General features: G+C 42.7%; 20 protein-coding genes and 1 pseudogene. 2 read left to right on the plus strand and 19 right to left on the minus strand.

What is annotated here, in order from left to right; translation table 11 throughout:
• Positions 1-9 precede the first annotated feature (9 nt).
• The 14 genes from OQJ86_RS01110 to OQJ86_RS01170 form a co-directional block, all read right to left on the minus strand.
• The gene (locus OQJ86_RS01110) at positions 10-702 is read right to left on the minus strand and encodes a DUF2786 domain-containing protein (RefSeq protein ID WP_265985291.1); all 693 of its coding nucleotides are present in this window, start codon (positions 700-702) and stop codon (positions 10-12) included.
• Positions 695-1051, minus strand: a complete 357-nt coding sequence (locus tag OQJ86_RS01115) for a hypothetical protein (protein WP_265985293.1) — start codon at positions 1049-1051, stop codon at positions 695-697. The genes OQJ86_RS01110 and OQJ86_RS01115 overlap by 8 nt, the downstream gene beginning before the upstream one ends.
• Positions 1051-1317 carry a hypothetical protein gene (locus tag OQJ86_RS01120; protein WP_265985295.1) on the minus strand — a complete coding sequence of 89 codons (267 nt, stop codon included), beginning with the start codon at positions 1315-1317 and terminating at the stop codon, positions 1051-1053. The genes OQJ86_RS01115 and OQJ86_RS01120 overlap by 1 nt, the downstream gene beginning before the upstream one ends.
• Positions 1318-1478: 161 nt before the next feature.
• A complete protein-coding gene (locus OQJ86_RS01125) occupies positions 1479-2219 on the minus strand; it encodes a hypothetical protein (protein WP_265985298.1) in 741 nt (246 codons plus the stop codon).
• An 11-nt stretch (positions 2220-2230) separates the two neighbouring features.
• Complete coding sequence (locus OQJ86_RS26620; protein ID WP_416236437.1) at positions 2231-2344, minus strand: SEC-C metal-binding domain-containing protein; 114 nt, start codon at positions 2342-2344, stop codon at positions 2231-2233.
• A 73-nt stretch (positions 2345-2417) separates the two neighbouring features.
• Positions 2418-2579, minus strand: a complete 162-nt coding sequence (locus tag OQJ86_RS01130; RefSeq protein ID WP_265985300.1) for a hypothetical protein — start codon at positions 2577-2579, stop codon at positions 2418-2420.
• Positions 2576-2791, minus strand: a complete 216-nt coding sequence (locus OQJ86_RS01135; protein ID WP_265985302.1) for an ANR family transcriptional regulator — start codon at positions 2789-2791, stop codon at positions 2576-2578. Before OQJ86_RS01135 ends, OQJ86_RS01130 begins: the two co-directional genes overlap by 4 nt.
• Before the next feature lie 143 nt (positions 2792-2934).
• Positions 2935-3588: a DUF3164 family protein gene (locus OQJ86_RS01140; RefSeq protein WP_265985303.1), complete on the minus strand. Its 654-nt coding sequence runs from the start codon at positions 3586-3588 to the stop codon at positions 2935-2937.
• On the minus strand, positions 3585-3824 hold the full coding sequence (locus tag OQJ86_RS01145) for a hypothetical protein (protein ID WP_265985305.1): 240 nt from the start codon (positions 3822-3824) through the stop codon (positions 3585-3587). Before OQJ86_RS01145 ends, OQJ86_RS01140 begins: the two co-directional genes overlap by 4 nt.
• Positions 3809-4075: a hypothetical protein gene (locus OQJ86_RS01150; RefSeq protein ID WP_265985307.1), complete on the minus strand. Its 267-nt coding sequence runs from the start codon at positions 4073-4075 to the stop codon at positions 3809-3811. The genes OQJ86_RS01145 and OQJ86_RS01150 overlap by 16 nt, the downstream gene beginning before the upstream one ends.
• Positions 4076-4078: 3 nt before the next feature.
• Positions 4079-4498: a hypothetical protein gene (locus OQJ86_RS01155; RefSeq protein ID WP_265985309.1), complete on the minus strand. Its 420-nt coding sequence runs from the start codon at positions 4496-4498 to the stop codon at positions 4079-4081.
• Entirely contained in the window at positions 4498-5418 is a 921-nt protein-coding gene (locus tag OQJ86_RS01160) for an AAA family ATPase (RefSeq protein WP_265985311.1), read from the minus strand. The genes OQJ86_RS01155 and OQJ86_RS01160 overlap by 1 nt, the downstream gene beginning before the upstream one ends.
• Positions 5419-5437: 19 nt before the next feature.
• Positions 5438-7498, minus strand: a complete 2061-nt coding sequence (locus tag OQJ86_RS01165; protein ID WP_265985313.1) for a transposase domain-containing protein — start codon at positions 7496-7498, stop codon at positions 5438-5440.
• A gap of 7 nt (positions 7499-7505) precedes the next feature.
• A complete protein-coding gene (locus OQJ86_RS01170; RefSeq protein ID WP_265985357.1) occupies positions 7506-7700 on the minus strand; it encodes a helix-turn-helix domain-containing protein in 195 nt (64 codons plus the stop codon).
• 221 nt (positions 7701-7921) lie between these two features.
• Here OQJ86_RS01170 and OQJ86_RS01175 point away from each other — a divergent pair, with 221 nt between their 5' ends.
• Positions 7922-8662, plus strand: coding sequence for a LexA family transcriptional regulator (locus tag OQJ86_RS01175; protein WP_265985315.1), 741 nt, complete (start codon positions 7922-7924; stop codon positions 8660-8662).
• Between the two features lie 499 nt (positions 8663-9161).
• Here the strand turns inward: OQJ86_RS01175 and OQJ86_RS01180 are convergent, their stop codons facing one another.
• From OQJ86_RS01180 to OQJ86_RS01185, 3 genes and pseudogenes are all read right to left on the minus strand, one after another.
• On the minus strand, positions 9162-9365 hold the full coding sequence (locus tag OQJ86_RS01180; protein WP_265985317.1) for a hypothetical protein: 204 nt from the start codon (positions 9363-9365) through the stop codon (positions 9162-9164).
• Positions 9366-9395: 30 nt separating this feature from the next.
• Positions 9396-9644, minus strand: a pseudogene (locus OQJ86_RS26625) (integrase domain-containing protein); the annotation flags it as partial.
• Complete coding sequence (locus OQJ86_RS01185) at positions 9620-10096, minus strand: hypothetical protein (protein WP_265985319.1); 477 nt, start codon at positions 10094-10096, stop codon at positions 9620-9622. The pseudogene OQJ86_RS26625 and the gene OQJ86_RS01185, both read right to left, overlap by 25 nt.
• A gap of 1055 nt (positions 10097-11151) precedes the next feature.
• Here OQJ86_RS01185 and OQJ86_RS01190 point away from each other — a divergent pair.
• Positions 11152-12645, plus strand: coding sequence for a hypothetical protein (locus OQJ86_RS01190; RefSeq protein ID WP_265985321.1), 1494 nt, complete (start codon positions 11152-11154; stop codon positions 12643-12645).
• 226 nt (positions 12646-12871) lie between these two features.
• On the opposite strand, the gene exsE2 is transcribed toward OQJ86_RS01190, so the two are convergent.
• Together exsE2 and OQJ86_RS01200 are read right to left on the minus strand one after the other, a co-directional pair.
• Positions 12872-13171: a T3SS regulon translocated regulator ExsE2 gene (exsE2, locus tag OQJ86_RS01195; RefSeq protein WP_265985323.1), complete on the minus strand. Its 300-nt coding sequence runs from the start codon at positions 13169-13171 to the stop codon at positions 12872-12874.
• Between the two features lie 7 nt (positions 13172-13178).
• Positions 13179-13625: a CesT family type III secretion system chaperone gene (locus OQJ86_RS01200; RefSeq protein ID WP_038866847.1), complete on the minus strand. Its 447-nt coding sequence runs from the start codon at positions 13623-13625 to the stop codon at positions 13179-13181.
• Positions 13626-13644: the final 19 nt, after the last annotated feature.

A 13644-nucleotide genomic window follows, 5' to 3' on the forward strand; every position in this document is an offset into this window, starting at 1 on the left:
ATTATCTTGTTAAACGTTGGCTAATTTGCGTTGTTCACTACCGTTCACACCTCGGTTTAATTCAGCTTCTAGTCCTGATTGAAAACCCGCCCAATGTGCGTCATGTGAACCACCACGAGCGTTTTTAGTCGATGCAGAGCGTGACTCTTTACTACTCATATCTGGATGCTGAGCTTTGACATACTCTTTTAGTTGCGTCGATTCATCTTCTGTTAAAGCAAAGTCTTCAACTAATCTCTTTACGCCAATCACCCAACCTTCGCAAAATAAATCGGCTCGCGCTGTTTTTGTACTTTTCTTGATCCGCTTATTTAATGTCGAGATATATTCTTTTCTCGATTTCACTAATTGACGCTCCAATACTTCATAGGCGTATTTGGCAACATCAGGCCGCTCATTGTGTCCTGTAAAGTAAACACGATAGGAGCTTGTAACCCAGTCAAATCGAAAATAAACATGACACCCGAATGCTTCTCCAATTTTAAGCGCCAGAGCGACAAAGTAATTAGCGGGATTTCGGGATTTAAATTTAGATAACGCGAACTCTTCACAAATATCGCTTAACTCTGGGCTATTGCTATTTAAGCGGTGCTGCTTCATTAACGATTGAGCGCGAGACATTGCCGCCGCTGCTTCGTGCTCATTGGAAGATTTAGCTAAGCGCAACAGTTTTTTAATTCGGTCAATATCTTTATTAGACATGTTGATTTTCCTCTCTCCACTTTGCGAATTGCTTTGCTGTTAAACGACTGACATGGTCATAAGAAATGCCAAACTCCTTTGCTATATCAACGAGAGGAACATTTTGCTTTCTTCGCTCAAGCATCAGGTCTATTTCTTTTTGTCCAACTTTTGGGTTTCCTCTTCCATTTTTGATTTGGATGCGAAATCGGCTCAGTGTGGAGCGAACGGTTTTGCTATTAAGCCCCATTGCTTTTCCAATCTCTTCAGATGTGAGCGTCTTAGCTAGCTCAAACAGTTGTCCGTATCGACCACCACTCCAATCTATTCTTTTTCGAGTACCGCGATTAGCTTCAAGCGTGATTGCCATTAGTGCGTCTCCACTGCTGATTTTTCCAAGGCTTCTGATGTTGCTGGTGATACGTTTTGATCATTCGTTTGTGCCTGGTCATTTTTCAATCCTTGAACAAAGTAATCTTCTATTGCGAACATGCAAGAAACCAAATTGTCGATTGCGCTGTCTTTTTGGACTTCACTGGCATTGGAGTCAAGCATGGTATGAACCGCATGACCAATGATGCTTTTAGTTTCCATCAACAGCGTACGAGAAAGCGCTTCTGTATTATTCGATCCCATATTTAATGCTCTCTTAAATAAGGTTGAATGCTGTTTTTAGGCAGAGCGAAGCCAAAGCGGGATGCGCTGATAGCGCCGCTTGCCTAACTTAAATAATTTTTTTAACGAGTAAGACGAGTTAACTTCTTACCAGATTGAATAGCTTTCAGGACTTGTTTCGTTTAATCGTAGTTAGATTCAATATAAGTGTCGTAAGAGCTTTCATCCGTACCTTGGTCAAGAATTAGATTGGCACGCATAACATAGGCGTTGAAAATCGCCTTTTCGAATCGGTAAAGTGGGCCAACACAAACAGAGTTCGATTTCTCTTTACCATCAACTTTGACGCTATAGATTTCGCCTTTATGCGTATTAATCTTATATTCGCATTGCCATTTGTCCTGTTCTGGCTCTTTGCCGATATAGATGTGAGTAAACGAACCATCCTCATCAATAATGAGTGTTAGATCCTGACCTTCTCGGTAGTCGTCATCGTCGCCTTTTATCTGCTCTTTGATTTGGTCGATAACCCATGACAGCGTTAATTCTTCTGGAATTTCGCTGAACAACTCTTTCATTTCCTTATCGATAACTGCTTGCAACTTTTCATCTTGAAAACGAGTGACAGCCGACTTTAGACTTTGCATAACAAAGTGGTGGTAAGTGGGAAATGTCCCTAAATCTTCTAAGTTTGGCGTGATGGAAGCAGTAATCGCTTCTTTCATCGACTTAGCGATATCGCCGTAGCTTCGAAACGCATCAGATACAACATCATCAATCATGCGATCAACCTTTTCAGTGATAGCCTTTTCCAAAGCACCTTCATTGATACGTTGCTGAAGGATCTGACCGAACATATCTTGCACTGAGACATCACTTGGATTCATTGTCGGAGTAAAGTTATCGTTATTTTCGGTTGTCATTTTTACATTTCCTATCTATTTAAATTTAGTGATTTATATTTAAGTTCAGCTTTCTTTAAACAACACTTTTTGAACTTCAAGCCAGAGTCACAAGGACATTCAATATTTCGATATTTAGCCTTCATGATTTTGCGTAACAATAACAACTGAACGTTAGTGCCGTTATCAATGGCTAGTGGATTATTCAGTTTCAATTGCTTAATCCTCAAATGGGGAAGGGATTTTGCCTAATACCCAAAGTAACGCATCAATCGCACCGTCTTCATAGGTAGCTTCTTCACGGGATGTATCAAGCGTTGCTTTTACGTACTCTGCCTTCTCGATTTCTTTGTAAATGGCTTCAATGGTATGAATCGTCATTTGCTTGCTCCAACCACTTTGTCTTTCCAATGGAAGCAGTACTCTCGGCGATGGATAGCCCATCTAATGTTCGCCCACGATGTGCCTCCATGATTCTTAGCAGCGCGTTTCCACCATACTGCGGCATCTCCATACAATCCCGCTTGTTCAAACTTTGCTGCTCGTCCTGCGTTCAGCAAAAATTGCTTACTTGCTATCGTTTTATTCTTCATTCAAAACACCTTCAAATAAGGTTCACACTAAATTCAGGCAATACGAAGCCAAAGCGGGAACGCCTAGAGCGTCGCTTGCCTGTATTTAATGTGTTGGTTGTTTGGGTTTAATACTCACTCATTGCAAGTGAGCTGGATGCTGATTACAGCTTTGCGAAATCCAGAGACACCGCTTGAATTTCACCTTTTGGACTCTTCTCATAGAAGCGAACATAAGACTTGCTGGTGAACACGAGAACGCTTTCCGATACCGCATTCATTGCATCTAACCAACGCTCATCATCAATCTTGATGCGGCGCAGGCTAAGAATGCGAGAGGTGTTAATGTTGCCTTCCTTGTCCACTTGGAACGCATCAGTAATGATTGCGCGTAAGTTTTCATTTGCGCCTTCAGACCACTCATTCACAAGCTCATCAATGATGTCTTTTGCAATCTGAAGTTCTGGACCAAAGGTGATGCTGTCTTGTACGTTAATGACCACCTTGCAAGAACCATCAAATGTTGTGAATGATACGTTGCCTTTCTTGCCACCTAACTTACGCTCGTACTTTTCAGCAAGCAGATCCATGAATGCATAACAATCATCGAATGCTTTCTTTTTAAATTGAGCCAGTTGCTCACGGTACGTCTTAGATTCACCAACCAGGTTACGCACAAAGTCATCCATCAACTTGTCGTGTTCTTCAACTTGAGCAACAGGAACAAGACGTTGTTTTCGGTCCAGCATATAACCTTCTGGTGCCGCGTTTTGAACTGTGATTTCTTTTACTGCGGTGTTTTCTACTTGAGTGTTCATTCTTTTTTACCTTCTAAAGATTCAATAAATTGTGCTCGTCGAGCGTGGAAGTGTTTTTCTTTTTCAGCTAATTGCTCCCAACATTTAACGAGCTCGGTGTATTCCGCCTCGATACTTTCAAACTCGGTGTTTACTTCCTCGACTTTTGCACCTAAGCGCTTCACAAAAACAACCAAACCAATTACCGCACCTACGGTAACACCAACAACAAACCCGATACCTAGTGCGAGGAACATACGTTTTCCTTAATTAACGCAGAAGAACCTTCCCAACAAACCGTATCGCGATTGATACGAACGGCTTGCATTGTCTTTCTCTGACCATTGAAGTTGATGTCAATGGTATGAATGGAACGCTCACCAATCTCACCTAAAACCATTTCATTAAGTTGTAGTGGTGTTTCACAGACAATCAATGAACCTTTACCCATCGGACTACGATGAGATACCCAAGACTTACCAAGAACAACAACATGGTCAGCTAACATGATTTAATTCCTATTCAAACATGCTTCATAGTGATCAGATGACAACCCAAACGGCAGCCTAAGAAGTCGGTTAAAAGGGGCTGCAAGGTCATATTCGTGGTACATGCTCTTATTGCTTATAGAGGCTGTACCTTTTGTTTGGCGACACGAGTTGCATTCGCCATCGTAAATTCGCCACGCAAACACCGTATCTTTACAATGATTGCAAATCTCTCGGTATGGCTTATCCGTTGCTTGCCACCCACTAAGATGATTTCCAACTCGCTTGATAGCCCCACACTTGCGTAAACGTGTTAGCGCACCACTGGTTGACGTTCCCAATAATTCATCTAACTCATGTCGTTTTTTAGGGCCAAATTGAAGCTGAGCCATAACAAGGTCTTCGAGACCTTCCTTTTCTACGCCAGGTATAAACTTACCCATTACGCCACCTCTTTAATGAAGTTGTAAGCCTTATCCATGTGCGCGACACCAACCGCAGTACCTTCTTCGTTTGCGATCGAGATAGCTAAGCGGATAAGGTTACGTAGCGTTCGAATCTGTCCAGTGGTACTAGGGATGGTTTTGAACGCCCATTGAACCACCGCTGAATCCGTAATTCCCCAAGCCTTGATGTAAGCCAGGATATCTTTTTGAGTCGAACGTGTGATTTTGCGCGACTTCAAAATACGACTCCATACTGGATACATGTTGGTGCGAGATTTCGGCGCACTCATTCGAGAACGTACAACGTCATTACCCAATAAGGTCACACCAATGCGGCTTTCCGTTAGGATACGAAGGCCATTCAAAGAATCATCAGTGACGTACTGCGCCTCATCAATAATCAGCAAGCCGTTGCTGTCCTCAATACGTTGCGCTATCTCGTAATCCAATCGGTCAATGGTCATGCCGTTTGCATTCATACCCATCTCACGAGCAATCGCAGCTAGAAACGCTCTACGTGATTTCGTGTTTGGAGAAGCCGTTACAATCCACACATTACTGTTGTGCTTTTGGTAGCGTCTTGCTGACTTCGTTTTACCAACGCCAGCGCCTTCATAAGCCATAGTCCAAGCTTGAAAACCTTGCGATAGGCGCATCATTTCAAGCAACACCTTAGAGGTTGGTGTTTCTACCCAATCCGGCTCTTGAGATACCTCTCTTCGCGTTTCTTTACCTGCCTGGTAAGTACGCAGCCAATTTGCCAGCTTTTCTAAATGCTGCTCAGAATTGCTGCTGTACTTATCCTTTAGTAGTGGACTCAAGATTTGAGCCGAAACACCTGACTGACGAGCAACTTCAGCATTGGTTAAACCGTCTTGCTCTATAACTATTTTGACTTGTTCTAATACGTTATTCATAATGCCTCGCTTTCGCGAACTAACCATTCACCACTTCTGGTTTGAATGTCTTAAACACACCACTGATGATGTTGATGTCATCATCAAAGTCTTCGCCACTTTCCACATCGAGAGTCGCAACCTTTTCAAATCCATCGATACTGCTTGGTAAACTTGGCACCATCTCACTAATGCCTGGAACCACTGAGCCAATATCTGACTGTTCGTTTTTAAGCCCCATGACCATTTCTTCGAAGTGCTCTTTACTCATCAAAGAGGCTTGTTCATTGAGCATATTGACTCGCTCGATCATGTCAGAACTCTTCAATGCTTGAAGACGTTTTGCGCTCTTACTACCAAAGCCAGAATCCTCGACACATGGCACTGGACCGATAAACTGACCTCTTTGGTCATAGGCATACACTTCACTGTGCATGTCGTACGGGTTGTATCGAACCATGACTTTTTGACCAATGTAGTCATAGAGCATGGCGGATTGGTAACGGTTGGTTTTGTAGCAAGAGTCCGTCTTGAGCTTGTATTTACTTGCCATCAATTCAAACACGCCACTTTCTCGAACCATGACCGATTCTCGCCTTAGCAAGCAAAGCCTGATTTGTTCTTGAGTCGGCTTACGGATTTGAGAAACCGCATAACTTTCATCAAATACCTGCTGATAACTCTTAGTGCCTCGCGCCATCTCTGTTCGACGCCCCAAGGTAGTATTGAAATCAGTCACCCAACTATCAAACAGTTCACAGAACACATTGAACGGAACGCCTGACTTACCTCCCAAGTAATTTGTTGGTCGGTCTTCCACGCTGCGCCCTGTATAACAACCATCAAACGCAGGATGTCTCTCAAACTGACCGATACCACCTCTACTGTGAAAGGCGCGTTCGACAGGCTTGCCTCGTGCGTTACCCTTGTTGCCAACGGTATCTTCAATTACGCCAGTCCAGCGAATATCACTGTCGGCATAACCGAGCGTTTGGAGTAAACCTTTCAACTCTGAAGAGTCGAACTTCTTGTATTTACGTCCTCGTTTACTTGGCTTAACCATTGAACCAGTAATCTGGTCTGATAGCGCAGCAGAGCCTTGGTCAAAAACAAAACCACCTGGTAGACCGTACTTGCTAACCATATTTGCTATGGCGATTGATAGCATTTCGTTATTCTCTGAGATGTCGATGCTATAGCCCACGATTGCGGAACTGAATACATCCTGAAACACCCAAATTAACGGACGGATTATGGTGCCGTTTTCTAATTGACAGTGAACCCTTGCCACGTGACCATCACCGGAGACCAGCTCTAGTGCATGCATACCCATTCGAGTACGACGTTGAGCCGGAACCAATCGCTGGTGGACCGCCGCTTTACCTTCTCGCCACAACATACGCAGCTCATAAGGAATGTTCTTGTGCATCCATCGCGTTACTGTTTTGCAGGAAGGCACTTGCCAACCATGAACAGCCGCTGCTTGCACTGTTAATCGGTAAGCCTCTGCAATAGTGACATGAGGCCGTAAATACGCTTTTTTAAAGAACTTTTGAGCATCTTCGCTAAACTCAGCTTGGGGCCGCTCTTGTTGATTGCCACCTCGACTTAGTAACAAGTAGGGGAGCCAATCTTCAACGGGGATCTTGTTTAGTCCTGGGACCTTGTAGAACCACCGGAATATCGCATCAGCACTAAAGCTAGATACCGACGCCGCTTTTTGAATGGCTTCTTTCTTTTTAAAGCCCTTATCGATAAGCGCCTTAACTGTCAGAGCCGTCGCAAGCCTTGTCTTTGCCTTTTCCTTTTGGCTTTCTGTAGCTGATTCAAATTCGAACCACATTTCATCTGAGCTAATCGACTCGCTTTCATTAAGTGTTGTTGTTTGTATTCTTTCGGCACTTAACGCGAGCTGTTGGCGAAGATGAATCCTTGTTTCATCGGGCAAGCAGTCAATGTGGTATTCAAAAGCTTTCGTACCTTGACGCTTGCGTTTGTGTGTTTCGTTGTTCTCGACCAATTTGTTTAAAAAGATTCGAGCATTCCGTTCCAGTCTTGGTACACCTACCAAGCCTGTTAACTCAGCAACCGTGTAAAACATTTATTCCTCACTGCGGATAACGGCTAGGCCATATATCTGCGGGCGTCATCTCAAGCGCTACCGCTATGATTGACTCTCCTTTTCGGTAAGGCCTTACTAACGCATTATTTAGCGTTGACGCCGCAAGTCCCGCATCAAGTGAGAGCTGCTTTACCGTGATACCTCTTTTATGCAGAGCTGCGACTATATCAACTCGGTGCATATCTTCTTTTTGAATAGACACTAATGATCTCCTGCCTACTTTTTGCTACTCTGCGTAGTAACGTTACTAAGCAATAGCACTAAGCAACTGAACTTAGTTACATAACTAAGCAACGGCGCTAAGTATTGATCGCAAAATTACCCAAAGCAAGAACAAAATTGCGATCCTTTTCTCGATTGCTTAAAAAATAATCAAGAATTAATTAAACGGTTTGACAATCAATGAGTTACATCAAAGGAAATACCAGCATAGAAAATGACAGGCACGATCCGATTCAAAACGATGTAAAAGGATCTGTTTTAGAACGAATAAAGCAGCTGGCGAATGGGCGAAGTGGCCGGAAATTAGAGAAAGTTTGGGGGATAAACGCATCAACCATTAACAGCTATATCCTTCGTGGCTCAATACCGTCCTTAGATAAGGCGATTTCGATTGCAACCGCTGAAGGAGTATCAGTTCAATGGTTAGCTACAGGACAGGATGCGATAGTCGAGCAATGCTGCAATCAGGATGCAATTGCAATCACCAAGTATAATGTTGTCGCGTCTGCTGGTGGTGGTTCCTTTATTGATACCGAAAACGAGACTGATACACTCAATGTTTCAAAACAATGGCTTAGACAAAAAAGGCTAATGCACAAAAAATTATGCATTATAGAAGCCAAAGGGAATAGCATGGAGCCGTTCATCCACGATGGAGATGATCTATTTGTAAATTTGATAGAAGAGCCGCAATGGAAGCCCTTTGATGGCGTTTATGTAATTAGATTAGATGAGCTATTGAAAGTTAAACGCTTGGAATACTGCATTATGAGAGATGGGTATCGTGTTGTAAGCGATAATACAGACTACGCAGAAGAGTTCGTAACCAGAAATGATATTGACGAAAGACTGAAGGTTATAGGTGAAGTTGTTATGGTTCTAGGTCAGCCAACAGCCAACAGTCAACAGCCCAAAAAATAAGGACAAGGGAAATCACGAGCAACACACTTTCGTTTGACGCGAACATCTAACTTTATTGAGTCTTGGTATTGAGCAGTGTCCCAAATATCAAGACTCTTGGCATGACCCGTAATTTCACCTCATTTCCTTTCAAATCCTTTCTCTGCTTAGCTTTTGGAGTTTTTCTATTAGTATTTAGAAAGTCTCATTAACTATGAATTAATTAGTAATATTGAGAGTCTCCTTTTAAGACAGTATTCCAGAAGTACCTTATCACATAGTTATAATCTCGCTTGGTGCTGAGAGCATAATTACTGATTCGTTTGATAAAACCAGTAACGTGGTTGCGATAAATTTGATTGACTCATTTCACTGCATGCTCGTGCTCGGCAATGCTTAAGACTAACAACTCAACCTTTTTCGCTTGCTGCTTTCTTGATTTCTTTCCTCCTTTTCTTTTTAAGTCCCCTAATGGTTTATGGAGATCTTTCAGGATGTTGTACATAAGCAGTTCCTCCAATCAACCTAAGTAAGCGTTAGTGATGTCTACTCTCGCATGCCCTAGTGACGTTGCAACGGCATAGCGTGCGCGATAATCGAGCTCTTTTGCTTGTTGGTAGGTTGAGCCGATTGCTGATGCAATGTATTTGATATGCTCTCGACCTCGTGAATGCTTGCATAGCACCGGAGCCAAGATATTGTTTTGACCAGGTAACGCTCTCATTACTTGCGTGTACTTATGTTGTGCGTAGTGATGCCTCTCCTTGTGTGGGCTATAACCTTTGATTTTTGAGTATGCTGAATAGCAATGGCCTCGGAATTCTTTATAGGACAGGTTCTTTGGGATCATTGAACGATGGCTACCCTGAATCTGTGCCGCTTTTTTGAGTGTTTCAATCTGAGCTTTTGATGTTATATCTACGATCCTTGACCTGCCTCCTTTTGTTCCATTGATAATATTGACATGAGAAGTACGCGTCACAGGATTGAAGTTTCGACCCACTTGAGTAAGTAGGTCCGCTGGGTTGCATTTTGATGTAAATCCTTGCTACAGGCTTTTGATTGCTCTGTTATGTGACTCCGGTTGGGGATATTTGTTTGTGCAGCAGTCACTCTGACGAGATTATCTTGCCTCATTTGAGCGATCACTGCGTTGACTGAACTTAAGTAGTCGTGCGCAGATGATACGCTGAGAGAACCATCTTCAACTCGCTCTGCTAACTCTTCGGCATATTGGAGAATGTGGGAGTTTTCAATTTTCCGAGAATCATTGATTGAAAAGTTATCGACGCAGTATCTTGCAAACTTCTCGAACCGGTCTGCATTTTGTTGTGTCGTGGAATAAGACGTTGTCTTTGATTCACAAGCTTCAGTCATCGCATTTCTTCCTGCACGAGCCATATCGCGGCTGCGCAATCCGTGGTTTCTAGCTCCGGTATTGCCTCTGGTGAACATGCTGTTTTCCTAGTTAGAACAAGATTGTTAAGAGCGGTGGCTTAGGCTGAGTATTCATACTGCGATGAAGCATCAAGCCTTGGATGTTAAGTGTTATTGCGCATTTCATACTTGCGCGTGTACTGCTCTTTTGTGTGAGGATGTCCGATCCTCTGCGTTATTCATTGGTATTGCTTTACGGTGGTTTGCAATCAATTTGTCTGGCGGCCACATCGCATGCTTTCAAAAAGCTCCAACCCTATTGTTTGCCCGTATGTTGTTGGGCGTTTGCTTCGCAAACGCAGCCAAAGATGAGTCTATGCTCATCTTTCGTGCATTTTCGTTTTTCGAAAAGGCATGGGAAGTCCATTTAATCAATGGCTTAGAGGTGGTCGTAGTGTCCGTCTATGTAGACATAGACGGACCATAGCTAGTGACTATCGTGAAATGCTGTATCTAAGAGTCAGTCAATGCACAGCGCATTTCACACAGAAAGTAGCGATGTTTAAACGACGTTTCAGTATTGCAACGCTTGGCGTTGTCATTGGTTCTTATCATTGATGATAAGCGGGAGGGTTGTAGTGAATTTAAGCACTACTTGAGTTCAAGACGTAGGCACCTTTGGCTTACGTTTGTGCAACTCGAAAATGTCAGCGACGGTTGCAGAGGTTAATTACTCATTTCTGAATAATGCTTCGAATTATGTCGAAAGTAGTTATTGACTTAGATATGAGAGGTCAGGCTCGCGCAGCATTTAGCTGGTTGTCAGATCTGGACAACGGCAGTGTCGATACGTCGATCCATATCATTTGGAAAGAACATATCATAGGTTCTCTCCTAGCTTAACTCAGCTAAACCGCTGCATTTTGGGGTGTTTAAACGAATAAATTTCAAAATGAGGCAGATTCGAAAGGTTATAGAGCAGTTATAAGTTCGTCTTTCGATGTTATATGCGACGGATGATCACACTAAGTAAGCACATTGTCTTTGACTTGATTTTAGTATGGTAATTAATATGAGATTGATTCCATATTTTGTATTTTTAACCATCACTATTTTCCAATGTTGAGGTGTGCATGAGAAATCGTTCTATTTTTGGGTGGAAGCTAAGCGAGAGTAGAGTTGTTTCTGTTGTTGAGCTAGAAAGTGGCACTCAGGATGACGTTGTCTGTCCTTGCTGCGGAGACTTCATGGTTGCCGCACATAGTAATAAAGGTATAGCCAGCTACTTACGCCATCAAAGTAACGCAGAATGTCGTTATTCGTATGAAACCCAGTTGCATTTGAGTGCAAAGGAGTTCATTGAACGGGAGAAGCTCATTCCTCATCCATATTCCAGTGGCATTTTTGATTCTAGTGATTGTGAAATGGTAGGTGTGAAAAATGTCCGTCTAGAGGTCTATCGAGACGGTCGGATTCCAGATATCGTCTGCCAGATCGGTAGGGAAGAGTATTATGTGGAAGTTACTAATACTCATGAAACCCCACCAGATAAAATAGTGGACTTCCGAAAGCAGGGTAGGAGTGCCCTTGAGTTATTTCTTGTTGGATTGGACTCAGATTCGCTGCTGAACAGCTATGAAAATGTAAAAGTTCAGATAACAGCATTAAATCCGCTAAATCCATTCTGGGATTTTATTGAGCAGCAAGCCGCGATGAGTATCAGCAAAGAAAGAAGTATGTTGTTGAGAAAGATAGCAAGGCATCGCAAACAAGTTCAAAGAATCACTGATAACATTTCTGAGCGTGAGGAACAGGCTGAGGAAAGGGTAGCCCGAATCAAACAAAGAGTTGAAAAGTGGCAAGAAAAAGAGCGGGAGCAAAAAGAGCTCTATACGCAGATAAAGTCCCTCGCGAATGACCTTCAAGTAGCGGTATTGCGGCTTGAAGAAGAGAAGTCATCTTTAAATCAAGAATTAGAACAACTCAAGCAAACCATTTATCTTAACAAGTTAGAAGCGGGAAGAATCATTAACAATGCGAGAGTTGAAGCAGAACAACAACGTGAAAAGGTCAGAGTAGAAGTTAGAGATGATGTTCTAGCGGAGTTAGCGTCGGAAATAGAAGATGCAAGAAAGAATGCTCAAATGATTACCGAGAATGCTCTAAAGCAAGAGCTATCAGTGGTTGAAAGCGCTCAAAGAACAGCGCAACAAATATTGGATGGAGCGCATTACAAAGTCACGAGTGAGCTTGAAGCTGCACTAGATAGAAAAGGTGTATCAAGTGAAGCGTTGACCGAGTTAGAAAACCGTGTCAAATGGTTAAGGCAAGAAACGGAGAGTTTAGAGGAAAAGAAAGCTGAGCTGGAGAGTGGTGTAAATTTAGATGAACTTTGGAGTAAGCAACAACACTTGCTGGGTGCTATTGGCACGGAAACAAACCGTTTGAATGACCTTAGAGAAATTGGTGATAAATATGTCAAGATCATTAATGGTATTGCCCTAGATTTCAAACAACTAGATACGGCAGAGTATGCTTCTCTTTTGCCTGAACGTATTCAAAAGAAAATAAAGACTCATCGAATGATCTTAGAGATGCAAAACTCAATAGAATACGAGGCGTTGTAACTAGCGGTATGTACTTTGGAGTCTATGACTGTTACCTGCATTCCAGCAGAAGAGAAATATTGATTAGATCTGTTCCTACTCAGATCAGTGATAGGAGCCTTTTCTACCCAACTCGTAAGTTGGTTATAAATTCAAAGAGTTATATTTCTAGGTGTTAGGTCTCACTCACAAAGCAAAGCCCCAAAATCTCGGGGGCTTTGCGTTTCTTACAAAGTGAGAGCGACACCTAACTCATTGGCCTGCTGGCCGCGATCACTTGGACCTTTCTATTCAATAGGCTCTTTGCTGCGTTCGAGTCTTTTTCAAAGCTTAAAATCGCGTTGGAGAGCTCAGTATTGGCAAGCATAGAAAGCGTCTCGCCTAGCTCCAGTTTTGAGTTAGTGCGGTTTTGCTCTCGCTCGTTTGGATTTATCTGCACCACGGTTCTGCCTAAAAAGTTTCCCTTCTGTACAGACTCAGTCTGGCTATTGCTCTCGATCCAATCGATAGATAAGTGCTTTTGTGTTGGTTGGATGTCATTGGACATAGATTACCTAAACTCTTAAATCCGAGCTCTGAAGCTGAGAGGGCAAAGTTTCCATGGCGATGTGGGCGGATAACAAGTCTTCCCAAGATTCGCTCTGTGTGAGCAGCTCAGCCAGTGCATCTTCAAACAGTTCGTAGTCGAGTGATTCTACGTGAAGCAGTCTATTTAAACAAAGCTTGTGTCGGTGGTTATCTAAACTAAAAAACAGTTGATGCTCAGACCAATGGTAGTTGAATGCGACAAAAGAACGGTAAAGGTCAGAGTTAACAATTTGTAGATCGACGATCTCAGCTTCTAATTGAAGCATCCCTGTTGTTGGGTGAAAAATCACATGCACTCTTAAGTTGTCATCAAAAGCTAAACCCAATTCGTCTTCAATCAACTGTAATTTAGGTAACCCTATTTGATGAGCAAATTTAAGTAAAACCTCATCTACGATTTGGCGCGCAGACATAGAAGTTATCCTATTTAGA

This window comes from Vibrio sp. Sgm 5, assembly GCF_026241575.1.
Classification (GTDB): domain Bacteria; phylum Pseudomonadota; class Gammaproteobacteria; order Enterobacterales; family Vibrionaceae; genus Vibrio; species Vibrio jasicida.

Bases quoted from the DNA above. Each gene is read 5' to 3' on its own strand.
- OQJ86_RS26620 (WP_416236437.1), bottom strand. From the start codon at position 2,344: ATGAAGGCTAAATATCGAAATATTGAATGTCCTTGTGACTCTGGCTTG.
- OQJ86_RS01175 (WP_265985315.1), top strand. From the start codon at position 7,922: ATGAGTTACATCAAAGGAAATACCAGCATAGAAAATGACAGGCACGAT.
- OQJ86_RS01200 (WP_038866847.1), bottom strand. From the start codon at position 13,625: ATGTCTGCGCGCCAAATCGTAGATGAGGTTTTACTTAAATTTGCTCAT.
- OQJ86_RS01120 (WP_265985295.1), bottom strand. From the start codon at position 1,317: ATGGGATCGAATAATACAGAAGCGCTTTCTCGTACGCTGTTGATGGAA.
- OQJ86_RS01130 (WP_265985300.1), bottom strand. From the start codon at position 2,579: ATGACGATTCATACCATTGAAGCCATTTACAAAGAAATCGAGAAGGCA.
- OQJ86_RS01160 (WP_265985311.1), bottom strand. From the start codon at position 5,418: ATGAATAACGTATTAGAACAAGTCAAAATAGTTATAGAGCAAGACGGT.
- OQJ86_RS01135 (WP_265985302.1), bottom strand. From the start codon at position 2,791: ATGAAGAATAAAACGATAGCAAGTAAGCAATTTTTGCTGAACGCAGGA.
- OQJ86_RS01180 (WP_265985317.1), bottom strand. From the start codon at position 9,365: ATGAGAGCGTTACCTGGTCAAAACAATATCTTGGCTCCGGTGCTATGC.
- OQJ86_RS01170 (WP_265985357.1), bottom strand. From the start codon at position 7,700: ATGCACCGAGTTGATATAGTCGCAGCTCTGCATAAAAGAGGTATCACG.
- OQJ86_RS01115 (WP_265985293.1), bottom strand. From the start codon at position 1,051: ATGGCAATCACGCTTGAAGCTAATCGCGGTACTCGAAAAAGAATAGAT.
- OQJ86_RS01185 (WP_265985319.1), bottom strand. From the start codon at position 10,096: ATGTTCACCAGAGGCAATACCGGAGCTAGAAACCACGGATTGCGCAGC.
- OQJ86_RS01110 (WP_265985291.1), bottom strand. From the start codon at position 702: ATGTCTAATAAAGATATTGACCGAATTAAAAAACTGTTGCGCTTAGCT.
- OQJ86_RS01155 (WP_265985309.1), bottom strand. From the start codon at position 4,498: ATGGGTAAGTTTATACCTGGCGTAGAAAAGGAAGGTCTCGAAGACCTT.
- OQJ86_RS01150 (WP_265985307.1), bottom strand. From the start codon at position 4,075: ATGTTAGCTGACCATGTTGTTGTTCTTGGTAAGTCTTGGGTATCTCAT.
- OQJ86_RS01145 (WP_265985305.1), bottom strand. From the start codon at position 3,824: ATGTTCCTCGCACTAGGTATCGGGTTTGTTGTTGGTGTTACCGTAGGT.
- OQJ86_RS01125 (WP_265985298.1), bottom strand. From the start codon at position 2,219: ATGACAACCGAAAATAACGATAACTTTACTCCGACAATGAATCCAAGT.
- OQJ86_RS01165 (WP_265985313.1), bottom strand. From the start codon at position 7,498: ATGTTTTACACGGTTGCTGAGTTAACAGGCTTGGTAGGTGTACCAAGA.
- OQJ86_RS01140 (WP_265985303.1), bottom strand. From the start codon at position 3,588: ATGAACACTCAAGTAGAAAACACCGCAGTAAAAGAAATCACAGTTCAA.
- OQJ86_RS01190 (WP_265985321.1), top strand. From the start codon at position 11,152: ATGAGAAATCGTTCTATTTTTGGGTGGAAGCTAAGCGAGAGTAGAGTT.
- exsE2 (WP_265985323.1), bottom strand. From the start codon at position 13,171: ATGTCCAATGACATCCAACCAACACAAAAGCACTTATCTATCGATTGG.